Genomic DNA, 23,342 nt, shown 5'->3' with positions numbered 1-23,342 from the left:
TAACCGCAGCGCAACAATTCCTGACGGCGAGGATGGCGATGAAGGTTCTTCTGATCGGATCGGGCGGCCGCGAGCATGCGCTTGCATGGAAGATCGCGCAATCGCCGTGGCTGACCCAGCTTTATGCCGCCCCCGGTAATCCGGGCATCGCCGAGGAGGCCACGATCGTCGACCTCGACACGGAAGATCACGAGGCCGTCGTCGATTTCTGCAGGACCCATGCGATCGATTTCGTGGTCGTCGGTCCCGAAGCGCCCCTGGTCGCCGGTCTTGGCGACGTGCTTCGCGCGGCCGATATTCCCACCTTCGGCCCTTCGGCCGCAGCGGCCCAGCTTGAAGGCTCCAAGGGTTTCACCAAGGACCTCTGCGCGAGATACGGGATTCCGACCGGGGCCTATAGACGCTTTACCGATGCCGCGTCCGCCAAGGCCTATGTCCGCCAAGAGGGCGCACCGATTGTCATCAAGGCCGACGGGCTTGCCGCCGGCAAGGGCGTGACGGTGGCGATGAGCCTCGACGAGGCCCTTGCCGCAGTCGACGAATGCTTCGCGGGCGCCTTCGGCGCGGCCGGCGCCGAAGTGGTCGTCGAGGCCTATCTCGACGGCGAGGAAGCCAGCTTCTTCTGCCTTTGCGACGGCAAGAGCGTGCTGCCGCTCGCCTCCGCGCAGGATCACAAACGTGTCGGCGACGGCGACACCGGGCCGAACACCGGCGGCATGGGCGCCTATTCGCCCGCGCCGGTCATGACCGCCGAGATGGTGGAACGGACGATGAAAGAGATAATCGAGCCCACCGTCCGCGGCATGGCCGAAAGCGGTCATCCCTTCGCCGGCGTGTTCTTTGCCGGCCTGATGATCACGGACAAGGGCCCGGAACTCATCGAATACAATGTCCGCTTCGGCGATCCCGAATGCCAGGTGCTGATGATGCGGCTCGAGAGCGACCTCCTGCCGCTGCTCTACGCGGCGGCCACCGGAGCGCTCGAAGAGACGAAAGCGGAGTGGCGCGACGACGTTGCCCTGACCGTGGTGATGGCCTCGCGCGGCTATCCGGGCGCCTACGAAAAAAATACACCGATCGAGGCCCTGCCCGACGCGTCCGCCGCGACCAAGGTATTTCATGCCGGAACCGCAATGAAGGAAGGCGGGCTGGTCGCAACCGGCGGCCGGGTGCTGAACGTCACCGCCACGGGAAAGACCGTCGGTGAGGCGAAGGACGCAGCCTATGCGGCGGTTCGCGGCGTTCGCTGGGAGAACGGCTTCTATCGCAGCGACATCGGCTGGCGGGCGGTCGCGCGCGAGACTGCCTGACGGCTTCAGCGAGCGGCGCTGCAGGAAAGGCCGTATCGTTCAAATTTTATGATTTCTCCTGACCGGAAGGTAAGGGGAGACCGCTATTCTCACCTTGACCAATCGAGGAGAGATCAATGCGTTCCCTGCTGATCACAGCCGCTCTCGTCTATACCGCCGGTCCCGCGGCAGCCTCTTCGATCGACAACATCACCTCCGGCGAGGCTGTCAATTCGAGCGTCGCGACGGTTTCCTGCGCGGCCTGCCCGCCCTTGCAGCCAAAGAGGAAGCCTTCCTACGTCGTCCCGGATCTTGCGCCGGGCACGGATCGCGTGGAGCTCAAGGAAATCCATGGAGAGGTGAAGTCGGTGCGCACGGAGGCGTGGCTGGGCGGCTCGCCGGTGATTTTCGTCAACGATGCATCGGATGTCGCGATCCGGGCCGCGGGAATGCAGACCGGCGAACCGGCAGTGGCCGACGTCCCGGCAAGCACCCACCGCGGCGAGATCGCGGAAATCTCCATCGACCATACCGCAAAAACCGCCGCGGTTGCTGCCTCCATGGCCAGCGGCGGTTCACGGAAAATTGATCCGGCTATTTTCGATCTTCGCCTAGATTGATACCATATTATTAACGTTCCCTGCCCCAGTCAGTCGACGTTCAAGGCTGACGGGCAAATTCGCTGCAAAAGCGAGAGGTTGCGCCCCTGAGAGAAGCAGGGGCGTAATCTTTAGAGCGATACCCCAACTTCGTTGCCGGCATCGCCGACCCTTGCGACCAAGGTCTCTATCTCACGATCGGAATAGATTTCGATGCCGTTGGCCCGCAGCAGCGCGGCCGTCACGCCCTCACCCGCAATACGTTCGCCGCTGAACCGGCCGTCATAGATGAAGCGGGAGCCGCAGGATGGACTGCCGTCGATCAGCAGGGCAAACCGGCAATTCGTCTCGCGTGCCAGCGCAAGCGCATTCTCCGCTGCGCGACGAAACGCCGACGTCACATCGCCGCCCGTCTTTTCGAGGACGCGCGTCCTGCCGGCGAGCACGTCGGCGCCCGTCCTGCCCCCTTCGATCTCGGCCGGCAGACGCGGCACCGGCATGCCGGCCGACATTTCCGGACAGATGGTGACGAGCCGCCCTTCCCTCCTCCAGCGATCGATCGCCGGGTGAATGAGCGGCTTCGATGCGCCGTCGTAACGAACGGCATGTCCCATGAGGCAGGCACTGACGAGAATCCTGGCGGTCATGAGTTTTCATATCGGCCGGTCGTCAACGCGGCAACCTCTGCGGTGCAGAGCGCTTCGAGTTACCCCGATATCTTCGAGAAGTCCGCCACCTCACCCGTCGCCGAGCGGATGAGGCCCAGCAGCGCGAGGCGGTTGGCACGGATCGCCTTGTCCTCGTCATTGACGAGAACATCGTTGAAGAAATCGTCGACCGGCTCGCGCAGTTTCGAGAGCGCCTCCATGGCCGAGCGGAAATCCTCCTTGACGATCGCGTCGCGCGCATCGTCCGACGCGACCTTGATCGAAGCGTGCAGCGTCCGCTCGGCGTCGAGCCGGAACAATGCTTCGTCGACGCTCTCGGCGACTTCCGTACCCTTCTTCTCTTCGGCAGCGAGAATCTGCGTCGCACGTTTCGTGCCGGTGAGCAGGTTCCTGCCCTCCTCAGCCGTGATGAAGGCGGTCAGCGCCTCGACGCGGCGGGCGATCATCAACAGATCGTCCGCATCCGACGCGAGCACCGCATCGATCAGATCGTATCGCGCGCCGAGATCGCGCAGGTAAACCTTCAGGCGATCGTGGAAGAAGGCGAGCAGATCGGCGGAAATCTCGGCTGCGATATCCGGACGCTGTGCCTTCAGGGCGGCGAGCGCCACATCGAAACAAGGCAGAAGCGGCAGCCGCGCACTTCCCTCCAGAATGAGCCGGATCACGCCGAGTGCCGCACGGCGCAGCGCATAGGGGTCCTTGGAACCGGTCGGCTTTTCGTCGATTGCCCAGAAGCCGACGAGGGTATCGAGCTTGTCGGCAAGCGCCACCGTTACCGAGACGGGATCGGTCGGCACACGGTCGGATGGTCCCTGCGGCTTGTAGTGATCCTCGATCGCATTGGCGACGGCCGCGCTTTCACCCTGCAGAACGGCATATTTGTGGCCCATGATGCCCTGCAGCTCCGGGAATTCGCCGACTGCCTCGGTGCGAAGGTCCGCCTTGGCGAGCACGACTGCGCGATCGACGGAGGCGGGATCGGCACCGGTGAGCTTGGCGAGCGCTGCGGCGAGCGAGCGGATTCGGACGACACGATCGCCCTGCGTGCCGAGCTTGGCATGGAAAGTCACGTTCAGGGCGTCGAGCTTCGCCATCCGCTGGTCGAGAGGCTTTTTCAGATCGAGGCCGAACTTCTCGGCAGACGCCGTCAGCGTTTCGAGATCCGGCAAATCGCCCTGGTCGCGCTTCCAGAAATGCGCCGCGTCGGAGAGCCGCGCACGCACGACCTTGCCGTTGCCGTGGGCGATCTCCCTGCCGCCGTCCTTCGCCTCGATGTTCGAGACGAGAATGAACCGGTTGGACAGCGTTTCGGCGCCGGGCTTGCGCGTGACGAAGCATTTCTGGTTGGTCTTGATCGTCAGTCGGATGATTTCGGACGGGATTTCGAGATAGCTTTCCTCGAAGCTGCCCATCAGCACCCTCGGCCATTCGACGAGACCGGCGACTTCCTCCAGGAGGCCCTCGTCTTCAACGAGCTCGAGGCCGTTGGCGAAAGCGATGTTGTGGGCGTCGGCCGAGATGATCTCCTTGCGGCGCTCCGCATCGATCACGACCTTCGCCTTTTCAAGCTTCTCGGCGTAGTCGGCGAAGCGGCGGACCGTGATCGCCTCCGGCGCGTGGAACCTGTGGCCGTAGGTGACGTTCGAGGCGACGATGCCATCGATTTCGAAGGGGATCACCTTCGTCTCGTCGTGTTCCGCGCCGAACGTGCAGACGATCGACTGCAGCGGCCGGACCCAGCGAAGACTGCCCGGTTTGGCCGAAGCGGCACCGGAGCGCATGGATTTCGGCCAGGGAAAGTCGCGGATGATCGCCGGCATCACATCGGCGATGATCTCTTCCGCCTCCCGGCCGGGCTTTACGATGTGCGCCACATAGAAATCGCCCTTCTTCGGGTCGTTATGGACATGAGCCTCGCTGATGGAGGAGAGGCCCGCGGCGCGGAGAAAGCCGTCGATCGCCTTCTCGTTCGCGTCGATGCGCGGACCCTTGCGCTCCTCGCGCAGGTCGGCGGAGCGCGCGGTCAGGCCGCGGATGTCGAGCGCCAGCCGCCTCGGCGTCCAGTATTCGCGCGCGCCTTCATAGGTGAGCCCCGCCTCAACCAGAGCGTCCGTCACGAGCTTCTTCAGATCGCCGGCCGCCTTGCGCTGCATGCGGGCGGGGATTTCTTCGGATCGCAATTCAATAAGGAGATCGGGCATGGATTCGAGACTTCGTTCTGTTCCGGAAGGTTGCGGCGGACTTAGCAAGCTCTGGCGAAAATGTCATCACGGCCGGCGAGGAAATCCGCTGTCACCAGCCGCCACCGCCACCGCCGCCACCGCCACCGCCGGAAAATCCGCCGCCGGAAGAAAAGCCCGAGGACGAACTCTTCGCAGGCGGCGGCAAGGAAGACGTCATCGTATCCGCCATCGAACCGGCGAAACCGCCGATCGTGTCGGTGAAGGATCCAGGCCCGAAGCTGTCGCCGTGATACCAGCTCGGCTGATAGGCGGCTGCCGCCGCGCCCGCCGAAGCCGCAAGCAGCCAACGCTCGAAGGTCTCGCTCCAGGGCTTTTCCACACCGAGTGCGACGGCATAGGGGAGCAGGGTCTCGAAATGCCGCGGCGACATTTCCGGCGCGCCCTGCATGTTCAGACGGTCTTTCTCGGCGAGCGTAAGATATTGCCTGAGTCCGTCGATGCCATCCATCATGCGCGTGCCGAGCGGCGTCGGCGCGCCCATGAGGTAATAGAAAAGCCCGTTGACGAGGACGATGCCACCGATCGCGAAGAACAGCGGCAGGTCGCCCGGATCGCTGGCCGAAAAGACGAGCGCGGCGAGAATGCTCGAGAAAACCGTGAACAGCACGAAGCCGATGAAGGCAAGCACGACGATCGACAGAATTCGGCGTGCGAGGCTCGAGCCGCGCCGGAGCGATTTACCGACCGAAACGGCGAAGGCGGAAATGAAGACGGCGAGGAAGACCGGGACGATGACGAAAGGAACGCTGTCCTCGCTCAGGTCACCGAAGACGAACAGCGCCGCGAGAGTGGCGACGGAAAGTACGATGCCGCCAACCACGTATCCGGTATTGGCGCGGTAATACTTGCCGCGATGCTCGCGCTCCATCGCGCTGCGGAAGCCGGAGCCCGCCGCCTCTATCTTCTTGCCGTTCGCCCTGTCGATGGTGAGCTTGCCGCCGGCCGCGTCCACCGCTTTCATCAAGGCCGCTTCGCCGGTCGGCAGCTTCTCGCCGTTCTTGCCCGTGGCGGTGATGACGACCGCCTTCTTCAGGTCTTCGAGGATGACATGCCCCTTGACCGCAAGGTTGAGCGCCGCCGCGGAAAGCGCTGTCCATCCTTCGCCGGAAAAGCCCTTGTTATCGATATAGTTGACGAGCGCGGGCGAGACGCCGTGCGGAGGATCCCAGCGCGGGACCATGACGCCGCGGGCCGGGTCGCGGCCGACACGCACCCAGGCGCGCCCGTAATAGAGCAGGACGAGGAGGAGGCCGGACCCGGCGATGACCAGAGTCATGTGATCGCGCAGCCACCAGATATTTTCCTGGGAGGCGGTCGGCCGTTCGATGCTGCCCTTGGGCAGCTTGATCGCGACGGTCAATCCCTCCTGCGGGCGCAGTCGGCGCGTGGTCGCGAAGAATATCTCGTCGCCCTCCTCCACCGCGCGCGCATCCTTTTCGGTCGCGCCGTAGCCGCCGGTAAAGACGTCGAGCGCCTCCGCCTTCACGCCCTTCGGCAAGGTGACGGTGGCGGTCGCCTCCTCGATCGGGAATGCCCATTCGGTTCCGGTCACGTTCCAATAGAGTTCGTCGTGGTCGTCGAAGAAGCGGATCTGCCGGCTCGTGTCGTAGGTGATCTGAAAGGTGTGTGCGCCATGCGGCAGGAGCACGTCGGCGCTTCCCGTATAGATGCGGATGCCGCCGCTGATCGATTCCGTGCGGTATTCCTCTTCGTCGCCGTCCCGCTCGACGGAGAGAAGGTTGAAGTCGACCTTGCTGCGGCCACCGCGCTCGTCGACGAAGGTCAGCGGAAAGTCGCGGTAGATGCCGCGCCGGATACGGTTGCCTTCGACATTCGCCGTGATCGTCTCGGTGACCGTGAGCGTGCCGTCTTTCGCGACCTCTATGACCGAATGGTAGGCGGAGATGAACTCTTCCGCCGCCGCGACGAGCGGCGCTGCAAGAACGAAGGTGACGAGCGCAAGCGCCGCGAAAAGCCGCCTCATCGGGATTTCCCTTTTTCAGGCCCACCGGAGCACTTCCAGATAAGTATTTAACGGTTTTCCGTCCGGAAGTGCGCGGTTTCGAACCGATAGATCGTTTTATTGATTCAGTGAAATTGATCTAGAACTTGACCGAGGGAACCGCGCGGTCCGCCTCGTTGGTGATCTCGAAATAGCTGGCCTTGACGAAGCGGAAGGCGTTGGCGATCAGGTTCGACGGGAAGCTCTCGACCTTGACGTTGAGATCGCGCGCTGCGCCGTTGTAGTAGCGCCTAGACATTTGGATCTCGCCCTCGATCGTTTCCAACGAACGCTGGAGTTCTGCGAAATTCTCGTTGGCCTTCAGGTCCGGATAGGATTCGGCGAGCGCGAAGACGCGGCCAAGCGCCTGCGAAAGCGCGCCTTCGGCCGCGGCCCGCGCCGCGACATCGCCTTCCGGCACCGCCTGAGCCCGGTTGCGCAGCGTAACGACCTCCTCGAGCGTCGACTTCTCGTGAGCGGCGTAACCCTTCACCGTCTCGATCAGGTTCGGGATGAGATCGGCGCGCCGCTTCAACTGCACGTCGATGCCGGACCAGGCCTCCTCGGCCATCTGCCGCGCCTTGACGAGGCCGTTATAGACGAAGACGAGATAAAGAATAACGGCGACGCCAATTGCCAGCCCGATCATCAAACCCTCCTTTGGATCACGGCGATCCTACTGCATGTTTTCCTAAATTCTATTCGATTCAAGAACAAACCGGTCAGCCATTCAAAGTTCTACAGCCGCCGATCACAAGACCGCCCCCAGCCCCTGCCTAACGGGTGGTGCCGACGTCTGCAGCCTCAGGCTGTTCCACCGGTAACGGCAACGCGTCGGCGGATGCTCGATAGTCCATCCATCGAACAACCTCAACGCTTAGTGCCGCCATGAACACCCCCGTGAGCTTCATCAACGTGATCGCCTTTGCCGCCCTTTTCGCGACCCATGCAAGCGCGGGTCCGATCGAAAGGCCGAGCGGTGTGCGCCGCGCGCTGCAAATCTATGCCGGCGAGTTGTCGAGCGTCAGAGCGCCGGCGCCGAAGTGGCGGCTCGACGGGAGCGAGCACATCTGCTCGCAGCGATCGGACCCGCTTGCCCAGCCATGCGGCCGGAGGACCTCCGCGACCTCTTGATCAGGCCGCTTCCCTGTTCCAGTTGGCGCCGCCGGCCTCGGTCAGCAGGAAGGCTTCGCCGCAGGCTTTCGCGAGCGTACGCACGCGCAGGATGTAGCTCTGGCGCTCGGTCACCGAAATCACGCCCCGGGCATCGAGAAGATTGAAGACGTGGCTCGCCTTGATGCACTGGTCATAGGCGGGGAAGACGCATTTGTGCAGGCGGTTGTTGCTGGAGTCATCAGGCGCACCGGCGGCCAGCAACGCCAGGCATTCCTTTTCCGCATCGATGAAATGCTGATGCAGCATCGCCGTGTTGGCGTATTCGAAATTGTGCCGCGAATATTCCTGCTCCGCCTGCAGAAAGACATCGCCATAGCTGATCTTCTCGGCGCCCTCGCGGCCGTTGAAGTTGAGGTCGTAGACATTGTCGACGCCCTGGACATACATCGCCAGGCGCTCGAGGCCGTAGGTCAGTTCGCCGGAAACCGGAGAGCATTCGATGCCGCAAACCTGCTGGAAATAGGTGAACTGCGACACTTCCATGCCATCGCACCAGCATTCCCAGCCGAGGCCCCAGGCGCCGAGCGTCGGGCTCTCCCAGTCATCCTCGACGAAACGGATATCGTGCAGCAGCGGATCGAGGCCGATCGCCTCGAGCGAGCCGAGATAAAGCTCCTGCAGATTGGAAGGGTTGGGCTTCAAGATCACCTGATACTGGTAATAGTGCTGCAGCCGGTTGGGATTTTCGCCGTAGCGACCGTCGGTCGGGCGCCTCGACGGCTGCACATAGGCCGCACGCCATGGCTTCGGCCCGAGCGCCCTGAGGGTCGTCGCCGGATGGAACGTGCCTGCGCCGACCTCCATGTCGTAGGGCTGAAGCACGGCGCAACCCTTGTCGGCCCAATAGTTGTGCAGCGTCAGGATCAGAGCCTGAAAGGAGCGCTTCGGGTTCATGTGGTCCGGGAGGGGTGCAATCGTCATGGGATCCGGGTCCGAATTCGTCAAGATTTGCGGGGACAGGTGCCATGCCGCAGGGCGAGGGTCAAGCGCCTTCACCCGCCGGTATTCGGTCAGGCAGCCTCACTCGTCGTCGCGCTTCAGGCGGTACTCGCCGGTCTCGGCGTCCTTGACGAGCGTGCCGTTTGCGCCAGTCTCGCGCTGCCTGCGCAGGCGCTCACGCTGACGCGTCAGCTTCTCGGCGTCTGCGATGAACTTGCGATAGCCGATCCAGGCGATGACGGCGATAATCAGAAGCAGGATGATCTGCGGCATGGTTCCTCCTCTGCATTTCCCTCCAATGGAACGACGGCGCGAGGGGATGCAGCAAATCGCAGTGTTAGCGCGCTCTTGCGGTGCTGGCCAGATGCCGCGAGACCGTTCTTCAAAAACACACGCTCACGCAAGGAACAGGGCCGATTCAAAGACCGAAACGCGCCCAGAGCGCCCGTTCCTCGACGGCGTCGACAAGACCTGCAGCCGCCGTTGCGACGAGCGGCCCCGCGATTGCTCCGGCTACGGCTGCCCCGGGCTGACGTCGCCCGAAGAGGCTTCGGGCCGGCTGGATCAGCTCCAGCCGCGCTTTTTCTCCATAGCGCTTCTTCACCTCGCCCCGCATGTCGCCGAGAGCGTCGACCAGGCCGAGTTCCTGGCCACGTTGCCCCGTCCAGAACAGCCCCGAGAAAAGATCGGGATGGTCGGCCAGGAGCGAACCGCGCCTGCTCTTGACCATCTGGATGAAGATGTCGTGGATCTCGAGCTGCAGGCCTTTGAGAAATTCGATGTCACGCTCCTTCTCCGGCTGGAAAGGATCGAGAACCACCTTGTTTTCGCCCGCCGTGTAGACCCGTCTCTCGACGCCGATCTTCTTCAGGAGATCGGGGAAACCGAAGCCGCCCGAAACGACGCCGATCGAGCCGACGATCGAGGTCGGATCGGCGATGATCTCATCGCCGGCCAGTGCGATCAAGTAACCACCGGACGCCGCCACGTCCTCGACGAAGATCAGCACGCGCTTCCTCTTCTCCTGCGCGAGATCGCGGATGCGCTGATAGATAAGACGGGACTGCACCGGCGAACCGCCCGGAGAGTTGATGGAGATGGCAACGGCCGGGGCCTCTTTGACGGAGAAGGCCTTTTCGAGCAGCGGCGCAACCGTCGCAAGATTGAGAGCCGGGCGCAGCGGGCTGCCGCCGGCCATGATTGCGCCATGCAGCCTGATCGCCGGAATCGTCACACCATCCCTGCGGAAGCGCTTCGGCATCAGCTTTCTGAAGAATCCGGCCATTTCAACTCCTGCCCGCTGCAATCTCTGCATATCTTCTTAAATCCTAGCCGATTTAAGAACAAAGACATGCAGCAATCCAAATCGTCGTCGTGCATGTATGCATTGGCGTCGCAAACGCAATGCCCTGCTTACGGTTAATCATCGGCGATGATAGGCCGCGCGGCCGTTGTTGAGATCGTCGACCTCGGGCGAGAACCGGTGGCCCTCCCCGTGCATCACGAGCGGCGCGCGCAGCGCCAGCCGCTTGCGGCTCTGCTTGATCGCGGATACGAGGATGCGCACGGCATTTTCGCCTGCCCGCGGCAGAAGCGGGGTGATCTCTATGCCGCCGAAGCGGCGGCCGCAGGCTTCGATGATCCCGGCGATCGATTCGGGCCGGGCGATCAGGGAAAGCTGCCCGCCCGGCTTCATGATTGCTCCGGCCGTTTTGATCCACGCTTCGAACAGGTCGCCGCTCATTGCATGGGCCTCCGCCTTCAGCCGGTCGGGCGTCCTGCGATCCGCGGCGTCGTTGAAGGGTGGGTTCATGATCACGTGGTCGAATGTGTCGTCCGGGAGACCCGCGGCCGCGCGCGCCTTGCCGCTCAGCGCGACATCGGCTTCGAGCACCGAGACCCGGCCGGCAAGATGCGCGTTCTCAGGCAATGCGAGGCTGCGGCGCGCAAAATCCGCCATGACCGGCGAACGCTCGACCAGCAGCACTTCGGCCTCCTCGATCCGCGACGCGACGGCCAGGCCGGCCGCACCGGCGCCGGCGCCGAGATCGGCGACGCGGCACGCGCTGCGGCAGGAAACGAGGGATGCGACCAGCATCGCATCCATTCCCGAACGATGCCCCTGACCCAGAGGCTGGATCAGGTGGAACCTGCCGCGGTGGAAAGCATCCACCGTCTCCGGAATTCCCCTCATGCCGCTTTCCGCCTCGCGGAAGGGCCGCAGCCGATCATTGCCGCAATTCCCGTTCGAGGCCCGCATCGATCAGAATGCGCCGCGCCCGGTTGGCATCGTCCTCGGCGACCAGGAAGCGCCGCGGCAGGAGGCCGAGCGATCCTTCGAGTATGCTCATGTCCTGATCGGCGATGAAGCATCCGATCCCGGCATCCTTCATCAGGCTTTCCGCAAAGGAAAGAAGGACGGCATCATTGGTGCGGATCAGCTCTTTCATCCGGCTCTATTTTCCTGTCTTAAAGCTGCGGGCGGGACAATTCGCCTCTTGCCGCCCGAAGCCCCTCTTTCTATTGTCGAACCCGCAACGAAACAGGAGTCCGGGCGTTGGGCGTAGTGATACCGCTGGAAGACAATAAAAACAAACAGGCATCTGTGAAGCCGCTTGTCGACCTGACGCTGTCCGACATGGAGCGGGTCAACCAGCTCATTCTTTCCAAGGCGGGTTCCGACGTCCAGATGATCCCGGAAGTCGCCAACCACCTGATTTCCTCGGGCGGCAAACGGCTCCGGCCGATGCTGACGCTCGCAGCCGCTTCGATGTTCGGCTACGAGGGCGATGGTCACATCAAGCTCGCGACCAGCGTCGAGTTCATGCACACGGCGACCCTTTTGCACGACGACGTGGTCGACGAGAGCGATCTGAGGCGCGGCAAATCGACGGCGCGGACGATCTGGGGCAATCAGGCAAGCGTGCTCGTCGGCGATTTCCTGCTCGGGCAGGCTTTCCGCATGATGGTCGACGTCGGCTCGATCGATGCGCTCGACGTCCTTTCGACCGCCGCATCGGTGATCGCGGAGGGCGAGGTCCTGCAGCTTTCGGTCGCCAAGAACATGGAGACGACCGAGGACGACTATCTGCAGGTCATCCGCGCCAAGACAGCGGCCCTCTTCGCCGCCGCCTCCGAGGTCGGGCCGATCGTCGCAGGCGGAAGCAAAGCCGACCGCAACGCGCTGAAGTCCTACGGCACCAATCTCGGCCTTGCCTTCCAGCTGGTCGACGACGTTCTCGACTATGGCGGAACGTCGAGCGATCTCGGCAAGAATGTTGGAGACGATTTTCGCGAAGGCAAGATCACGCTGCCTGTCATTCTCTCCTATCGCCGCGGGACGCCGCAAGACCGGGCGTTCTGGCGCGAGGCGATCGAGGGCGGCGCAAGCGACGCGGCAAATCTCGAAAAGGCGCTGGGTCTCATCCGTCGCTACGGCGGCCTTACGGATACGATCGCCCGTGCCAAACACTACGGTACGATCGCCCGCGACGCGCTCGCGCCGCTGCCGGCTTCCCCATGGAAATCGGCGCTCGTCGAGGTGATCGATTTCTGCATCGATCGGGTAAGCTGAGCCACTTCATGTTTCCTTGCATCGCGGCCGATCCAAGGGCAGAAACATGCAGCAATTCAAAGTGTTGCCGCGAGGCTTACGCTTCCGGCACGGGACCCGGCGCCGCAGCAGCGGCGGACGAAGACCTCTCCGGAGGATTTTCTTGCCGCGCTGCGCCAAAAAAGCCATTCTATTCTTGAAGACTTGCGCCCGATTTCCAATCGGCTCCGGGCCAACCAGCGGTGGCGTCTCCAATCGTACCACCGGTAATGAAAGGTTTGATATGCGGCAGAATACATTCCTTCGCCTTCTCAGCGGCGCGGCAATGCTGGTTCTTGCAACGGTGACCGGCGACCAGCAGGCCTTTGCCGAGGAGAAGGCGCCGGTCGAAGACGCCGAGCCTTTCGACATCAGGAGCGTCAACACCTTTGCCGGCGCATTCCTTGCGGCGCGCACGGCAGACGTCGATCGCGACTTTGCGGCGGCAACCGAACTCTATCGCACCGCACTCAGGTTCGAGCCCGGCAATAACGATGTCAAGCAGCGGCTGATGATCACGCTGCTGATGAGCGGCAAGTTCGATGAAGGCGCCAAGATCGCCGAAGAGCTGAAATCGGATCCCGCCGTCGAAAGGATCACCACGGTGGTCCGCGCGATTGAAGCCATCCGCAAGCGAGAATACCGCAACGCGCAAAAGCTCTTGAACTACGACGGTCCGAACGATCTCGACCGGCTGATGAGCTCGCTGCTTTCCGCCTGGGCCAAGTTCGGCCAGGGCCGACCGAAGGAAGCGCTGGCGCAGATCAAGAATTTGGATGGCCCGGAATGGTTCCGGATCTTCAGGAACTATCATGCGGGGGCGATTGCGCTTGCGGCCGGCGACAAGACGACGGCGCGCGCCCGGCTCAACGACGCCATTCTTGACCGAGAAGGCGGCGGCGCCGCGCCGGACACTTTCATGCGGGCCGTCGAGGCGCTGGCGCGATTCGAAGCGCGCGAAGGCAACAAGCAGAAGGCGTTGGATACGATCGCTGTCGGCGAAAGCCTCGTCAACAACTACACTCCGCTCGAGGCGCTGAGGAAGAGTGTCGAGGAAGGGAAGCCGCAGGAGCAGCAGGTACGCAACGCCGTGCAGGGTGCGGCCGCCGTTCTCTTTTCGATCGGTGGCGCGCTCAACCGCGAAGGCGCGGAAGACATCGTTTCGCTCTACCTTCAGACGGCGCGTCGGCTCGACCCGGAAAGCGCCGATATTCTCGTGATGCTCGGCGGGATCGCCGAAAACCTCAAAAAGCCGGAAGAGGCGATAGCGCTTTACAAGAGCGTGCCGGAGAGCTCGCCGATGCGCCGCCTTTCCGAACTTCAGCTTGGCCTCAGCCTCGCCGGCATCGGCAAGGTAGACGAGGCGAAAAAACATCTCAAAGGGCTGATCGACGTCGATCCCAAGAACATCCGCAACTATCTCGCCTATGGCAGCGTGCTTTCCGACGCCAAGGACTACAAGGAGATGGGCGAGCTTTACGACCGCGCGGTCGCCGCGATCGGCCCCGTGCCGAAGCGGAGCGACTGGACCGTCTTCTTCCAGCGCGGCATTGCCTACGAACGCCAGAAGCTCTGGGAAAAGGCCGAGCCGAACTTTCGCAAGGCACTGGAGCTCAACCCGGATCAGCCGCAGGTTCTGAACTATCTCGGCTATTCCTGGGTCGATATGAACATCAACCTCGAGGACGGGCTTGAGATGATCCGCAAGGCGGTCGAACTCAAGCCCGACGACGGCTATATCGTCGACTCGCTCGGCTGGGCCTATTTCCGCATGAACCGGTTCGACGAGGCTGTGACCGAGCTCGAGCGCGCTGCCGAACTGATGGCCGGCGACGCGACGATCAACGACCACCTCGGCGATGCCTACTGGCGCGTCGGCCGCAAGCTCGAAGCCGTGTTCCAGTGGAATCAGGCGCTGGAGCTGAAGCCCGAGGAAGCGGAAATTCCGAAGATCAAGGCGAAGATCGAAAACGGTCTGCCGCCGCTTAAGGAACCGGTCCCGGCCGCGGCGGATGCCAAGGAAATACTGCCGAAAAAGACCGAGACAGCGCCGGACAAGAAGTCCTGACCGTAACATGCAGGCAGACGGCATTCCGGGCTTCGCACTGACCTTTGCGGCGCCCGCCAAGATCAATCTCGCGCTGCACGTCGTCGGGCAGCGCGCCGACGGCCACCATCTGCTGGAAAGCCTGGTGACCTTCGCCGAATGTGGCGACCGGGTCGGGCTGACCGCGGCGGAAAGGGACCGTTTCACGGTGTCGGGCCGCTTCGCCACCGACCTTTCAGCCGAGGGCAATGGTGGTAATCTCGTGCTCCGCGCCCGGGACCTGTTGCGGCGCGAGCTTTCGGCGCAGGGTGGAATGGCCGGCCCGGTTCATCTGCATCTCGAGAAGAACCTGCCGATAGCATCGGGGATCGGCGGCGGCTCGGCCGATGCCGCCGCGACTCTGCGCGGGCTGCTGTCGCTCTGGGGCGCAACCGTCGAAGCGGCAAGGCTCGACAGCCTTGCGCTGCAGCTCGGCGCGGACGTTCCGATGTGTCTCGACCGAGGCCCCCTCGTCGCGAGAGGCATCGGCGAAGAGATCACGCCTTTTCCCGAGCTGCCGCCCTTCGACGTCGTCCTCGTCAACCCCCTCGTCGCGGTCTCCACGCCGGTTATCTTCCGATCGCTCGTCAGGAAGACCAATCCTGCGCTGGTCTTGCCTGAAGATGCCCGCTCGACTGCCGAATGGCTGACGGCCATGGCGGCCATGCGGAACGATCTGGAGCCGCCGGCACGTGCGCACGAGCCGATGATCGAAACCGTCTCGAATGCACTGCACGATGCAGGCGCCGCGCTCGTGCGGATGTCCGGCTCAGGCGCCACCTGCTTCGGACTGTTCACGGGGACGAAAAGCGCCGAGCGTGCCGCTGAGACCATTTCCGCCGACCACCCGCGATGGTACGTTCAGGCGACGCGAACCGCGGGAAAATCAGGATAACGCCAGATGCCCGGCCTCGATGAAAGACGCCCCTTCATTCCCATCGGCATCGCCGTGCTCACGGTCTCGGACACGCGCACACGCGCGGACGACAAGTCCGGCGATGTGCTCGAAGCGAGAATACGGGAGGCCGGCCACCGGCTCGAGGCGCGGACAATCGTTCCCGACGAGCGCGAGAAGATCTACGGACAGGTAAAGGCCTGGACGCTCGATGCCGCGATCGACGTCGTCATCACCACCGGGGGCACCGGCTTCACGGGCCGCGACGTGACGCCGGAAGCGCTGGAGCCGCTCTTCGAGAAACGCATGGATGGCTTTTCGGAGGTGTTCCACCGGATCTCTTACGAGAAGATCGGCACGTCGACGATCCAGTCGCGAGCCACGGGCGGGGTCGCCAACGCGACCTTCATCTTCGTCCTGCCCGGATCCCCCGGTGCCTGCAAGGATGCCTGGGACGAAATCCTGAAGCAGCAACTCGATTACCGGCACATGCCGTGCAATTTCGTCGAGATCATGCCGAGACTCGACGAGCACCTGAAGCGCGGCTGACGAAATTCGTGTTCCGTTTGGAACAGCCCAGCGCCCAGAATCCCGTTAGTTTGCCTTCGTCGGCTTGGCTCGAAGCGGGCAAGGCAAGCACCGTTTAATTGCTTCGAGCGAATGTCCGGCCTCTTTTCTGGGGCAATATCGGGAAAAGAGAGAAGGCTACGACGTGCTGCCCGTTCGCAACGGTGGGCCTGCATGGCAAGACATTTTCACAGACGATTATTTGCATAAACAAGGTCATTTGAGAGCCACTTTGGGGGGTACCGCAAGGTACGCCCCATTCTTGCTTCGGAGAAGAGGCTCAGCTCGGGGCTGCCACCGGCATATGACGGCTTCTCGTCGCCGGAGAAACCCCATTCCTGTTTACCGCCTCGGAGCCCCTTTTCCCGGTTTTCACTAACGACGCAGGCGCGCCGCTCGAGGCTCCGCGCCGCGACCCCGCGAGGGTAAGGAGGAGGTCATGGGAACGGCAGAGCATACATATTCGAAAACGGATTGGCCTGAGGCCGAGATTCCGCTGGGGCTGCGGGCGCTCTACGAAAGGCGGCGGAAGGATGAATGGCAGGCAACGGTGGACAGGCTGGACGCATTGCGCCGGTCTTTCGCGGAGCAGCGACGGCATATTATGGCACCTGAACTGCGCGACAGGATCAAGAATGTTGCAAGGTCGGGCTTGCGGGATGATCCGCGCGGCCCCGGTCTTCGATACAGGTCGTTCGTGGAGGCCAGGAATGCCGACCTTGATCTGAACGCGCTCAAACGGCTTCATAAGCGCGCCTATGGCGAAGTCGGCGCGTTGGTGAAGAGCCCTGAAGCCTTCCACCGCCACGAAACGGTGGTCGGCAGCGTGACCGACATCTTCAAACAGCCACCGATCGTGTATGTCGCGCCCGATCCGGACAAGGAAAAGCTGTTTCTCCCGCCCTTTGGAGGTTGCTGGGACAGACTCGATCAGAATCAGGCAACCGGCGACGGAGCAATCGTGGAGAACAGTTCCTATCTGGACTGTGCCGGCCGGTTTGGATCGAAACTGATCGCCCGCAACAGCGATGCCTCCGACGTGGATCTTCTCTGTGCCTATCGGGAGAACGGCTATCTCGTGCCGTTCAAGACGCTTCGCACCGGGATACTGCAAGTCAAGGCCGACCTGTCGGCCCTCATCTGCCGCCATCACATTTCGACCTACGACGAGTTCGGGTGGTCCGACTTTCACGCGACGACGCGCGGCCGCCTCGTGTTGGCTGTGTTCTGGAACTGGGAGGATGTCGAACCGGCGAACGAGGTGAGCGACCAGTGGTTCGCCTCGGGCCTCGACTGCAGCGGCGATGGCGAGAGCTTCCCCGGCACCTCAATCCAGGCCGTTCCTGGGGAACGAAGAATCATCAACCTCTTCACCGAGATGGCCTTCCCCGCTGGCCGCGAGCTCTGGATCTATGTCGGCGTGGCCGATCGCATCTGGGCACTCCTCAATGACGTCAGCATCGACATTTCGATCGACTCGGCCTGGCAATTGAACTCGCTTGCAGTCCGCTCGCTCTGACAACAACGATGCCATTTGGGTCCCTCCGACACCTCGGTCGGGGGGCGAATGGACAACCTATCGCAAGCTCACATCTTGGAATCAGGCGTCCGATGCCGTTCACCGGTCGACCGGTTCTCCATTGCGACCCAGGCTGGGACGAGCTCGGTCGCAAGTTTGCGGGCAGCTCGTCCGCTCGTAAGGCCGCTGAGCGGCATGTTGCCGCGCGCAGCCGCGACTGCATCACCCTTCGGCATCAGAAATCCGGACTCCAGCGGCGGCGACCTGTGTGCCAGGCGCTTGAGAAGCGGGCGCTTATGCATTCGCGAGGGAGAAAACTGCGCCGGGCTCCTGTTCAAAGAGACGTATTCGGCCAATTCATCCACCCAGCGACCGATGGGGCGGGCACCAGGCTCCAGCAGCATCAGCCACTCGCCGCGGGCCGAACGAAGGACATCGCCGAGATCCCAGTCGAGGCAGAAGCGGCAGCCAGCCGCATCCGCGATCCTGGGAGAGCCGTCGGTCGATCCGTGGTCCAGGATTATGACATCGCTGACGAGCCCTTCCACCGCACCGGCAACGAGCGCCGAGAGCGTCTGTGCGAGCTCCGCTTCGTTGTCCTTCGTTTCCATGATGACCGTCAGCATAGGCGTTCCTACCGCATCGCAGCGCAGATTGCTACAAGCGCCGTTCCGCACAGGGTGCGGGATGATGACGGACCTTCCCCGGACCTGTGCTGAATATTTGTTCTTGATTTGTTCCCTCTTCTACGCTAGGAAAATAATCAGCACCAAGCGAACCGAACATGGTTCCGGGAGATTTCGATGAACGATCTGTCTCAACTCAAGCAGGGCGTCTATGCGCCAGGCAACAGCGCGGATGTGGCGGAAGCCCTCGTCGCCGGAACCGGCATCAGAATCGACGTCGATCGTCGGCGCGGCCGCGGTGCCGCCCTCAACATCTCCGGACGCTTCGAGCCGATGACGCGCGAAGTCTTCGATGACGGTTGGCAAACGCTCGAGGAGCTGCCGCCGTTCAAGACCGAGGTCCAGATAGAAAAGCCGAAGACCGCGATCACGCGCAACGATTCTCCCGATATATCTTTCGACCGATCGATCAATCCCTATCGTGGCTGCGAGCACGGCTGCATCTACTGCTTCGCGCGGCCTACGCACGCCTATATGGGGCTCTCGGCAGGGCTCGATTTCGAAGCCAAGCTCTTCGCCAAGCCGGACGCGCCACGTCTTCTCGAGCGCGAGCTGGCGAAGCCGGACTATAAGCTCCGTCCGATCGCGATCGGCACAAATACCGATCCCTATCAGCCGATAGAAAAGGAATGGCGGATCATGCGCCAGATCCTGGAGGTGCTCAAGGACGCCAATCATCCGGTCATGATCGTTACCAAATCGGCCATGGTGACGCGCGACATCGACCTGCTGGCGCCGATGGCGGAAAAGGGGCTTGCCCGGGTCGGGATTTCGGTGACCACGCTCGACCGGAAACTGGCGCGCAGCATGGAGCCGCGGGCGTCGACGCCCACCAAGCGGCTGGAGGCGCTACGCGCAATTTCCGAGGCCGGCATTCCCGCTGGCGTTCTGGTCGCGCCGATCATTCCGGCGCTGAACGACCACGAGATCGAGCGCGTGCTCGATTCGGCGAAGACGGCCGGCGCGTCGGATGCGAGCTACGTCCTCCTCCGGCTTCCGCTGGAGGTGAGCCCCCTGTTCCGTGATTGGCTTCTCAGAAACTATCCGGACCGCTACCGGCATGTCATGTCGCTCATCCGTTCCATGCGCGGCGGCAAGGATTACGATGCCGAGTTCGGTAAACGAATGAAGGGCAGCGGACCTTATGCCTGGCAGATCGGCCGTCGGTTCGAGCTTGCCGCCAAGCGGCTCGGTCTCAATCTGACGCGCCGGCAATTGCGCAGCGATCTCTTCGTGCCGCCGCTCGGGATGGGGGTTCAACTGTCGCTGCTTTGATGCAGACCTTTTCGACAGGCCATCGCACCGGAGATTGAAAAAACGTCACGATCTCGACCGCCGATGTGCCTTAAAACTTCCAGTGTCCGCCCTTTGCCTCGGGGGCGGTGCTGGTCTTCCCCGGCAACCGCCGCAAACCGAGCCGGGGGCTTGAAGGGAATCGGGCGAGTATGCCAATGTCGCCCGCATGACACGCAGCAAACAGCCCGATTCCCCTCTTTTCCCTCTTCCGCCGGCCGTTCCGGATTTCGCGTTCGAACGCGCGGCGCAGCGCGACGGTCTCTGGCCGGTGGCGGGCGCCGACGAGGCCGGGCGTGGTCCGCTCGCGGGCCCTGTCGTCGCTGCGGCTGTCATCCTCAATCCGGAGGCGATCCCGGCGGGCCTCAACGATAGCAAGCTCTTGAGCGCGGAGCAGCGCGAGGCATTGTTCGAGGAGATTCTGGCGACGGCGACGGTCTCGATCGCCTCGTCCTCGTCGGCCCGCATCGATACGACCGACATACTGAAAGCCAGCCTCGATGCGATGCGCCGCGCCGTTCATGGCCTGGAGGTGGCGGCTCGCATCGTTCTCGTCGACGGCCGCGACGTCCCTCCCGGGCTTACCTGTCACGCCAAGGCCATCGTCAAAGGCGACAGCCGCTCGGTGTCGATCGCCGCCGCATCGATCGTCGCCAAAGTCACCCGCGACCGGATGATGGCCCGGGCCGATGCAACCTTTCCCCTCTACGGCTTTGCCCATCACGCGGGCTATGCGACGGTGAAGCATCGCACCGCGATCGAAAGCCATGGCCCCTGCTCCCTGCACCGCATGAGCTTCCGCCCGTTCCGACAATTGTAGTCGACGTCGGCCCTGGCCCTTGATCGGGGGCGTAAACCGGAAGCTTTCTTCCGCGCCGCGCAAAGCGGCTCCGCCGCCCTGATCCAGGCTGTAGGCATGAGCGTCCCTCCCGGCAAGGGCTTGGTCGACACGATCACAACCGCTGAACCCGACCGGGGGATGTCGGAGACAACCTCCCATGCGCGCAACGAAAAAACCCCGCCGAAGCGGGGCCCTTGAATCTCGGTCGAACCGACGCTCAGTTCAAGCGTGACTTGACCTCGCCGAGCGCCTTCTTGAAGAGCGACTCCTGAGCGCCTGCGTCGGCCTTGCTCGCGATCACTTTCTCGGCTGCGCTGATTGCCAGGTCTACGGCAGCAGCACGAACCGCATTGATCGCATCGCTTTCGGCCTGCTTGATCTTCTGTTCGGAAAGTGCGGTGCGGCGCGCGACATATTCTTCGGTCTTCTGCCTTGCTTCCGCCGTCAGCATCTCTGCTTCGCGCTGGGCAGCGGCGACGATGCTCGCGGCTTCCGCCTCGGCATCCTTGCGCTTGCGCTGATATTCGGCAACGAGGCTCTGCGCTTCCTCGCGCAGACGCTTCGCTTCCGCCAGTTCGTTGCTGATCTTGTCGGCGCGGGCGTCGAGTGCCTTGCCGACCATGCCCGGAACCTTGAGATAGGCGATGAGGGCAAAGAAGAGAATAAGGCCTACGAGGGCATAGAAAGTCGCATCAAGAGCCATTGTTCTCTTATCCTCAGTTGCCGGCCGAAGCCTTGAACGCCGCAGCGATCTCGGACTTGGTGACGGTTCCGCCAATCAATTGCTTGACCACGGCCGCTGCAGTTTCCTCGGCGATGGCGCCGACATCGGCAAGCGCTTTTGACTTGATGTCGCCGATGCGCGCCTCTGCGGCGGCAATCTTCTTCGCGAGCTCGGCTTCGACACCGTCGCGATCGGCCTTGGCCTTCGTCTTGGCAGCTTCGCGTGCGGTGTCCGCAATCGAATGGCCTTTTGCCCTTGCGCCTGCCAGTTCCTGCTCGTAGGCGGCGATGGCCGCATCGGCCTCGCCCTTCAGACGAGATGCCTCGTCGAGGTCCTGAGCGATCCGGTCATGGCGCGTCTCGAGGATACCGCCGATCCGGGGGATGATGACTTTCGACATCAGGAGATAGAAAAGCCCGAACGTAATCGCGAGCCAAAGAAGCTGCGAAGCGAAATGGGTCGAATCGAAGGGCGGGAACACGCCGGAGCCATGCTCGCCTTCGTGGGCCACACCCGTTTCGGTGTGCACCTCACCGGCCGCAGCGGCATCGTGTGCTTCGGCGCCTTCGGTGGTGGATGACTGGGCGTATGCCTCGGTCACAAACATGCTCACCTCCAGGTGCACTCAAGAATATGCGCGGCCGCGGCCCGACGGGCCGCGGCCAAAACTTCTGCCGATATCAGACGGCGAAGAGGAGGAGGAGTGCAATGAGCAGCGAGAAGATGCCCAGAGCTTCCGTAACGGCGAAGCCGAATACGAGGCGGCCGAACTGGCCGTCAGCTGCCGACGGATTGCGCAGAGCGCCGGACAGGTAGCTGCCGAAGATGTTGCCGAGGCCGAGAGCCGTGCCGGCCATACCAAGGCATGCAAGACCTGCACCGATGTACTTTGCTGCTTCCGCTTCCATGATTGACTCCTTCGAAATGGTGTTGCGGCTTAGGATTTGCGCTTCCGGCGGCAAGCCGACCGGAAACCAGCGACTGTTTATTCCTTAGTGGCCTCCGGGGTGGACCGCATCGTTGAGGTACATGCAGGTCAGCACCGCAAAGACATAGGCCTGGAGGAAGGCGACAAGGAATTCAAGACCGGTGAGGGCGACGGTCATGATGAGCGGCAGGATCGCGCCGCCGATGCCGAGCGCTCCAAAAGCGCTGAGCGATGCGACGAAGCCTGCGAAGACCTTCAGCGTGATGTGGCCCGCCAGCATGTTGGCGAAAAGACGGACCGAGAGGCTGATCGGACGGGAAAGGAACGAAATGATTTCGATCGAGACGACAAGCGGCAGAAGCGCGCCCGGCACGCCTTGCGGCACGAACAGCTTGAGGAAGCCGAAGCCGTGCTTGTAGAAGCCGTAGAGAAGGACGGTGCCGATCACGAAGACCGCAAGCGCGAAGGTGACGATGATCTGGCTGGTGACGGTGAAGAAATAGGGGACCATGCCGAGCAGGTTCGCCGTCAGGATGAACATGAACAGCGAGAAGACCATCGGGAAGAATTTCATCCCGTGACTGCCGGCGCCCTCGCGAAGCATCGAGGCGATGAATTCGTAGGACATTTCCGAAACCGACTGCATGCGCGTCGGGATCAGCCCACGCTGCGACGTCGTCAGATAGAGGAAGCCCGCGGCCGCACCCACGGTCGCGACCATGAACAGCGACGCATTGGTGAAGGAAAAGTCAATTCCGCCAATCTCGATCGGGACAATCTTGTTGACCAGGAACTGGTGGGTCGGATCGTTTGACACCGCGCTTCTCTTTCGTTTTGCCCGCCCGCGAGCGGAAATCCTGTTCTTCCCGGCGACGTATCAGACGCCGCCGCCATCCTCTTTGTCCGTGCCCGGCTCGCCCTTCCGCTCGTCGGGCTTCGCCACCAGACCGGCGGAACGCAGCACGTTCAACACGCCGGCACAGAAGCCGAGTAGCAGGAGGACGATCAAGCCCCACGGCCCTGTACCCGCAAAGTGGTCCAAAAGATAGCCCAGAAACGCCCCGACCAAGATGCCGGCGATGAATTCGCTCGAAAGCTTCATCGCCGCCGCGTACCCCTTGCGGCTTTCATCGGCGCGCCCATCCGCCCCTTCCGAGACATCCGCCCGCTTCTTGGACTTGATGTCGTCGCCGAGACGCTTGAGCCGCGCTTCCAGACTTTCTTCCGGCTTCTCCGTCACATGGCTCCCCTTTGCACCCCCACGCGGTCGAACGCGATCTCGGTCATACAAA

General features: G+C 62.8%; 25 protein-coding genes. 10 read left to right on the top strand and 15 right to left on the bottom strand.

Annotation, left to right across the window (positions count from 1 at the left end; genetic code table 11):
* Positions 1-38 precede the first annotated feature (38 nt).
* The gene (gene purD, locus BHD07_RS06140; RefSeq protein WP_100669225.1) at positions 39-1,310 is read left to right on the top strand and encodes a phosphoribosylamine--glycine ligase; all 1,272 of its coding nucleotides are present in this window, start codon (positions 39-41) and stop codon (positions 1,308-1,310) included.
* A 116-nt stretch (positions 1,311-1,426) separates the two neighbouring features.
* Positions 1,427-1,909, top strand: coding sequence for a plant virulence effector HPE1-like domain-containing protein (locus tag BHD07_RS06135; RefSeq protein ID WP_100669227.1), 483 nt, complete (start codon positions 1,427-1,429; stop codon positions 1,907-1,909).
* Between the two features lie 110 nt (positions 1,910-2,019).
* On the opposite strand, the gene BHD07_RS06130 is transcribed toward BHD07_RS06135, so the two are convergent.
* From BHD07_RS06130 to BHD07_RS06115, 4 genes are all read right to left on the bottom strand, one after another.
* Positions 2,020-2,535, bottom strand: coding sequence for a DUF523 domain-containing protein (locus tag BHD07_RS06130; protein ID WP_100669229.1), 516 nt, complete (start codon positions 2,533-2,535; stop codon positions 2,020-2,022).
* A 59-nt stretch (positions 2,536-2,594) separates the two neighbouring features.
* Positions 2,595-4,760 (bottom strand): glycine--tRNA ligase subunit beta, encoded by a 2,166-nt coding sequence (gene glyS / locus BHD07_RS06125; protein ID WP_100669231.1) that lies wholly within the window; start codon positions 4,758-4,760, stop codon positions 2,595-2,597.
* A 91-nt stretch (positions 4,761-4,851) separates the two neighbouring features.
* Positions 4,852-6,786: a DUF2207 domain-containing protein gene (locus tag BHD07_RS06120; protein ID WP_100669233.1), complete on the bottom strand. Its 1,935-nt coding sequence runs from the start codon at positions 6,784-6,786 to the stop codon at positions 4,852-4,854.
* Positions 6,787-6,904: 118 nt separating this feature from the next.
* Positions 6,905-7,453, bottom strand: coding sequence for a LemA family protein (locus BHD07_RS06115; protein WP_018094398.1), 549 nt, complete (start codon positions 7,451-7,453; stop codon positions 6,905-6,907).
* Between the two features lie 239 nt (positions 7,454-7,692).
* On the opposite strand from BHD07_RS06115, the gene BHD07_RS06110 reads away from it, so the two are divergent.
* Positions 7,693-7,938 carry a hypothetical protein gene (locus BHD07_RS06110; protein WP_338278439.1) on the top strand — a complete coding sequence of 82 codons (246 nt, stop codon included), beginning with the start codon at positions 7,693-7,695 and terminating at the stop codon, positions 7,936-7,938.
* Here BHD07_RS06110 and BHD07_RS06105 read toward each other — a convergent pair whose 3' ends face one another.
* The 5 genes from BHD07_RS06105 to BHD07_RS06085 form a co-directional block, all read right to left on the bottom strand.
* A complete protein-coding gene (locus BHD07_RS06105; RefSeq protein ID WP_018094396.1) occupies positions 7,939-8,901 on the bottom strand; it encodes a glycine--tRNA ligase subunit alpha in 963 nt (320 codons plus the stop codon).
* A 99-nt stretch (positions 8,902-9,000) separates the two neighbouring features.
* The gene (locus tag BHD07_RS06100; protein ID WP_003533286.1) at positions 9,001-9,192 is read right to left on the bottom strand and encodes a hypothetical protein; all 192 of its coding nucleotides are present in this window, start codon (positions 9,190-9,192) and stop codon (positions 9,001-9,003) included.
* A gap of 145 nt (positions 9,193-9,337) precedes the next feature.
* Positions 9,338-10,204, bottom strand: coding sequence for a S49 family peptidase (locus BHD07_RS06095; protein ID WP_100669237.1), 867 nt, complete (start codon positions 10,202-10,204; stop codon positions 9,338-9,340).
* 138 nt (positions 10,205-10,342) lie between these two features.
* Complete coding sequence (locus tag BHD07_RS06090) at positions 10,343-11,113, bottom strand: tRNA1(Val) (adenine(37)-N6)-methyltransferase (RefSeq protein ID WP_100669994.1); 771 nt, start codon at positions 11,111-11,113, stop codon at positions 10,343-10,345.
* Positions 11,114-11,147: 34 nt separating this feature from the next.
* The gene (locus BHD07_RS06085) at positions 11,148-11,369 is read right to left on the bottom strand and encodes a putative signal transducing protein (RefSeq protein ID WP_100669239.1); all 222 of its coding nucleotides are present in this window, start codon (positions 11,367-11,369) and stop codon (positions 11,148-11,150) included.
* A gap of 107 nt (positions 11,370-11,476) precedes the next feature.
* Here BHD07_RS06085 and BHD07_RS06080 point away from each other — a divergent pair, with 107 nt between their 5' ends.
* The 5 genes from BHD07_RS06080 (at position 11,477) to BHD07_RS06060 (ending at position 17,578) form a co-directional block, all read left to right on the top strand.
* Positions 11,477-12,493 carry a polyprenyl synthetase family protein gene (locus BHD07_RS06080; protein ID WP_010968861.1) on the top strand — a complete coding sequence of 339 codons (1,017 nt, stop codon included), beginning with the start codon at positions 11,477-11,479 and terminating at the stop codon, positions 12,491-12,493.
* A gap of 262 nt (positions 12,494-12,755) precedes the next feature.
* Positions 12,756-14,579 (top strand): tetratricopeptide repeat protein, encoded by a 1,824-nt coding sequence (locus BHD07_RS06075; RefSeq protein ID WP_338278431.1) that lies wholly within the window; start codon positions 12,756-12,758, stop codon positions 14,577-14,579.
* A 7-nt stretch (positions 14,580-14,586) separates the two neighbouring features.
* Entirely contained in the window at positions 14,587-15,492 is a 906-nt protein-coding gene (locus BHD07_RS06070) for a 4-(cytidine 5'-diphospho)-2-C-methyl-D-erythritol kinase (RefSeq protein WP_100669243.1), read from the top strand.
* Between the two features lie 6 nt (positions 15,493-15,498).
* Positions 15,499-16,041 carry a molybdenum cofactor biosynthesis protein B gene (moaB, locus tag BHD07_RS06065; protein WP_018094389.1) on the top strand — a complete coding sequence of 181 codons (543 nt, stop codon included), beginning with the start codon at positions 15,499-15,501 and terminating at the stop codon, positions 16,039-16,041.
* 457 nt (positions 16,042-16,498) lie between these two features.
* The gene (locus BHD07_RS06060; RefSeq protein ID WP_100669245.1) at positions 16,499-17,578 is read left to right on the top strand and encodes a hypothetical protein; all 1,080 of its coding nucleotides are present in this window, start codon (positions 16,499-16,501) and stop codon (positions 17,576-17,578) included.
* A gap of 68 nt (positions 17,579-17,646) precedes the next feature.
* Here BHD07_RS06060 and BHD07_RS06055 read toward each other — a convergent pair whose 3' ends face one another.
* Positions 17,647-18,204 (bottom strand): glycosyl transferase, encoded by a 558-nt coding sequence (locus BHD07_RS06055; protein WP_100669247.1) that lies wholly within the window; start codon positions 18,202-18,204, stop codon positions 17,647-17,649.
* Between the two features lie 177 nt (positions 18,205-18,381).
* On the opposite strand from BHD07_RS06055, the gene BHD07_RS06050 reads away from it, so the two are divergent.
* Together BHD07_RS06050 and BHD07_RS06045 are read left to right on the top strand one after the other, a co-directional pair.
* Positions 18,382-19,539, top strand: coding sequence for a PA0069 family radical SAM protein (locus tag BHD07_RS06050; protein WP_100669249.1), 1,158 nt, complete (start codon positions 18,382-18,384; stop codon positions 19,537-19,539).
* Positions 19,540-19,726: 187 nt separating this feature from the next.
* A complete protein-coding gene (locus BHD07_RS06045; RefSeq protein WP_100669251.1) occupies positions 19,727-20,377 on the top strand; it encodes a ribonuclease HII in 651 nt (216 codons plus the stop codon).
* Between the two features lie 238 nt (positions 20,378-20,615).
* Here the strand turns inward: BHD07_RS06045 and BHD07_RS06040 are convergent, their stop codons facing one another.
* The 5 genes from BHD07_RS06040 to BHD07_RS06020 all read right to left on the bottom strand — a co-directional run bounded on the left by BHD07_RS06040 (position 20,616) and on the right by BHD07_RS06020 (position 23,290).
* Positions 20,616-21,101 carry a F0F1 ATP synthase subunit B gene (locus BHD07_RS06040; RefSeq protein WP_018094384.1) on the bottom strand — a complete coding sequence of 162 codons (486 nt, stop codon included), beginning with the start codon at positions 21,099-21,101 and terminating at the stop codon, positions 20,616-20,618.
* A 13-nt stretch (positions 21,102-21,114) separates the two neighbouring features.
* Entirely contained in the window at positions 21,115-21,729 is a 615-nt protein-coding gene (locus BHD07_RS06035; protein WP_338278425.1) for a F0F1 ATP synthase subunit B, read from the bottom strand.
* Between the two features lie 73 nt (positions 21,730-21,802).
* On the bottom strand, positions 21,803-22,030 hold the full coding sequence (locus BHD07_RS06030) for a F0F1 ATP synthase subunit C (RefSeq protein ID WP_003533642.1): 228 nt from the start codon (positions 22,028-22,030) through the stop codon (positions 21,803-21,805).
* Between the two features lie 84 nt (positions 22,031-22,114).
* The gene (locus BHD07_RS06025; RefSeq protein ID WP_018094382.1) at positions 22,115-22,867 is read right to left on the bottom strand and encodes a F0F1 ATP synthase subunit A; all 753 of its coding nucleotides are present in this window, start codon (positions 22,865-22,867) and stop codon (positions 22,115-22,117) included.
* 60 nt (positions 22,868-22,927) lie between these two features.
* Positions 22,928-23,290 carry an AtpZ/AtpI family protein gene (locus tag BHD07_RS06020; RefSeq protein WP_198516564.1) on the bottom strand — a complete coding sequence of 121 codons (363 nt, stop codon included), beginning with the start codon at positions 23,288-23,290 and terminating at the stop codon, positions 22,928-22,930.
* Between the last annotated feature and the right edge of the window lie 52 nt (positions 23,291-23,342).

This window comes from Sinorhizobium sp. KGO-5, from assembly GCF_036245905.1.
Taxonomy (GTDB): Bacteria; Pseudomonadota; Alphaproteobacteria; order Rhizobiales; family Rhizobiaceae; genus Sinorhizobium; species Sinorhizobium meliloti_A.
This window is presented reverse-complemented; position numbering and strand designations above follow the sequence as displayed.

Excerpts from the sequence above, each read along its gene's own strand:
- purD (WP_100669225.1), top strand. The coding sequence starts at position 39 with ATGAAGGTTCTTCTGATCGGATCGGGCGGCCGCGAGCATGCGCTTGCA.
- BHD07_RS06135 (WP_100669227.1), top strand. The coding sequence starts at position 1,427 with ATGCGTTCCCTGCTGATCACAGCCGCTCTCGTCTATACCGCCGGTCCC.
- BHD07_RS06130 (WP_100669229.1), bottom strand. The coding sequence starts at position 2,535 with ATGACCGCCAGGATTCTCGTCAGTGCCTGCCTCATGGGACATGCCGTT.
- glyS (WP_100669231.1), bottom strand. The coding sequence starts at position 4,760 with ATGCCCGATCTCCTTATTGAATTGCGATCCGAAGAAATCCCCGCCCGC.
- BHD07_RS06120 (WP_100669233.1), bottom strand. The coding sequence starts at position 6,786 with ATGAGGCGGCTTTTCGCGGCGCTTGCGCTCGTCACCTTCGTTCTTGCA.
- BHD07_RS06115 (WP_018094398.1), bottom strand. The coding sequence starts at position 7,453 with ATGATCGGGCTGGCAATTGGCGTCGCCGTTATTCTTTATCTCGTCTTC.
- BHD07_RS06110 (WP_338278439.1), top strand. The coding sequence starts at position 7,693 with ATGAACACCCCCGTGAGCTTCATCAACGTGATCGCCTTTGCCGCCCTT.
- BHD07_RS06105 (WP_018094396.1), bottom strand. The coding sequence starts at position 8,901 with ATGACGATTGCACCCCTCCCGGACCACATGAACCCGAAGCGCTCCTTT.
- BHD07_RS06100 (WP_003533286.1), bottom strand. The coding sequence starts at position 9,192 with ATGCCGCAGATCATCCTGCTTCTGATTATCGCCGTCATCGCCTGGATC.
- BHD07_RS06095 (WP_100669237.1), bottom strand. The coding sequence starts at position 10,204 with ATGGCCGGATTCTTCAGAAAGCTGATGCCGAAGCGCTTCCGCAGGGAT.
- BHD07_RS06090 (WP_100669994.1), bottom strand. The coding sequence starts at position 11,113 with ATGAGGGGAATTCCGGAGACGGTGGATGCTTTCCACCGCGGCAGGTTC.
- BHD07_RS06085 (WP_100669239.1), bottom strand. The coding sequence starts at position 11,369 with ATGAAAGAGCTGATCCGCACCAATGATGCCGTCCTTCTTTCCTTTGCG.
- BHD07_RS06075 (WP_338278431.1), top strand. The coding sequence starts at position 12,756 with ATGCGGCAGAATACATTCCTTCGCCTTCTCAGCGGCGCGGCAATGCTG.
- BHD07_RS06070 (WP_100669243.1), top strand. The coding sequence starts at position 14,587 with ATGCAGGCAGACGGCATTCCGGGCTTCGCACTGACCTTTGCGGCGCCC.
- moaB (WP_018094389.1), top strand. The coding sequence starts at position 15,499 with ATGCCCGGCCTCGATGAAAGACGCCCCTTCATTCCCATCGGCATCGCC.
- BHD07_RS06060 (WP_100669245.1), top strand. The coding sequence starts at position 16,499 with ATGGGAACGGCAGAGCATACATATTCGAAAACGGATTGGCCTGAGGCC.
- BHD07_RS06055 (WP_100669247.1), bottom strand. The coding sequence starts at position 18,204 with ATGCTGACGGTCATCATGGAAACGAAGGACAACGAAGCGGAGCTCGCA.
- BHD07_RS06050 (WP_100669249.1), top strand. The coding sequence starts at position 18,382 with ATGAACGATCTGTCTCAACTCAAGCAGGGCGTCTATGCGCCAGGCAAC.
- BHD07_RS06045 (WP_100669251.1), top strand. The coding sequence starts at position 19,727 with ATGACACGCAGCAAACAGCCCGATTCCCCTCTTTTCCCTCTTCCGCCG.
- BHD07_RS06040 (WP_018094384.1), bottom strand. The coding sequence starts at position 21,101 with ATGGCTCTTGATGCGACTTTCTATGCCCTCGTAGGCCTTATTCTCTTC.
- BHD07_RS06035 (WP_338278425.1), bottom strand. The coding sequence starts at position 21,729 with ATGTTTGTGACCGAGGCATACGCCCAGTCATCCACCACCGAAGGCGCC.
- BHD07_RS06030 (WP_003533642.1), bottom strand. The coding sequence starts at position 22,030 with ATGGAAGCGGAAGCAGCAAAGTACATCGGTGCAGGTCTTGCATGCCTT.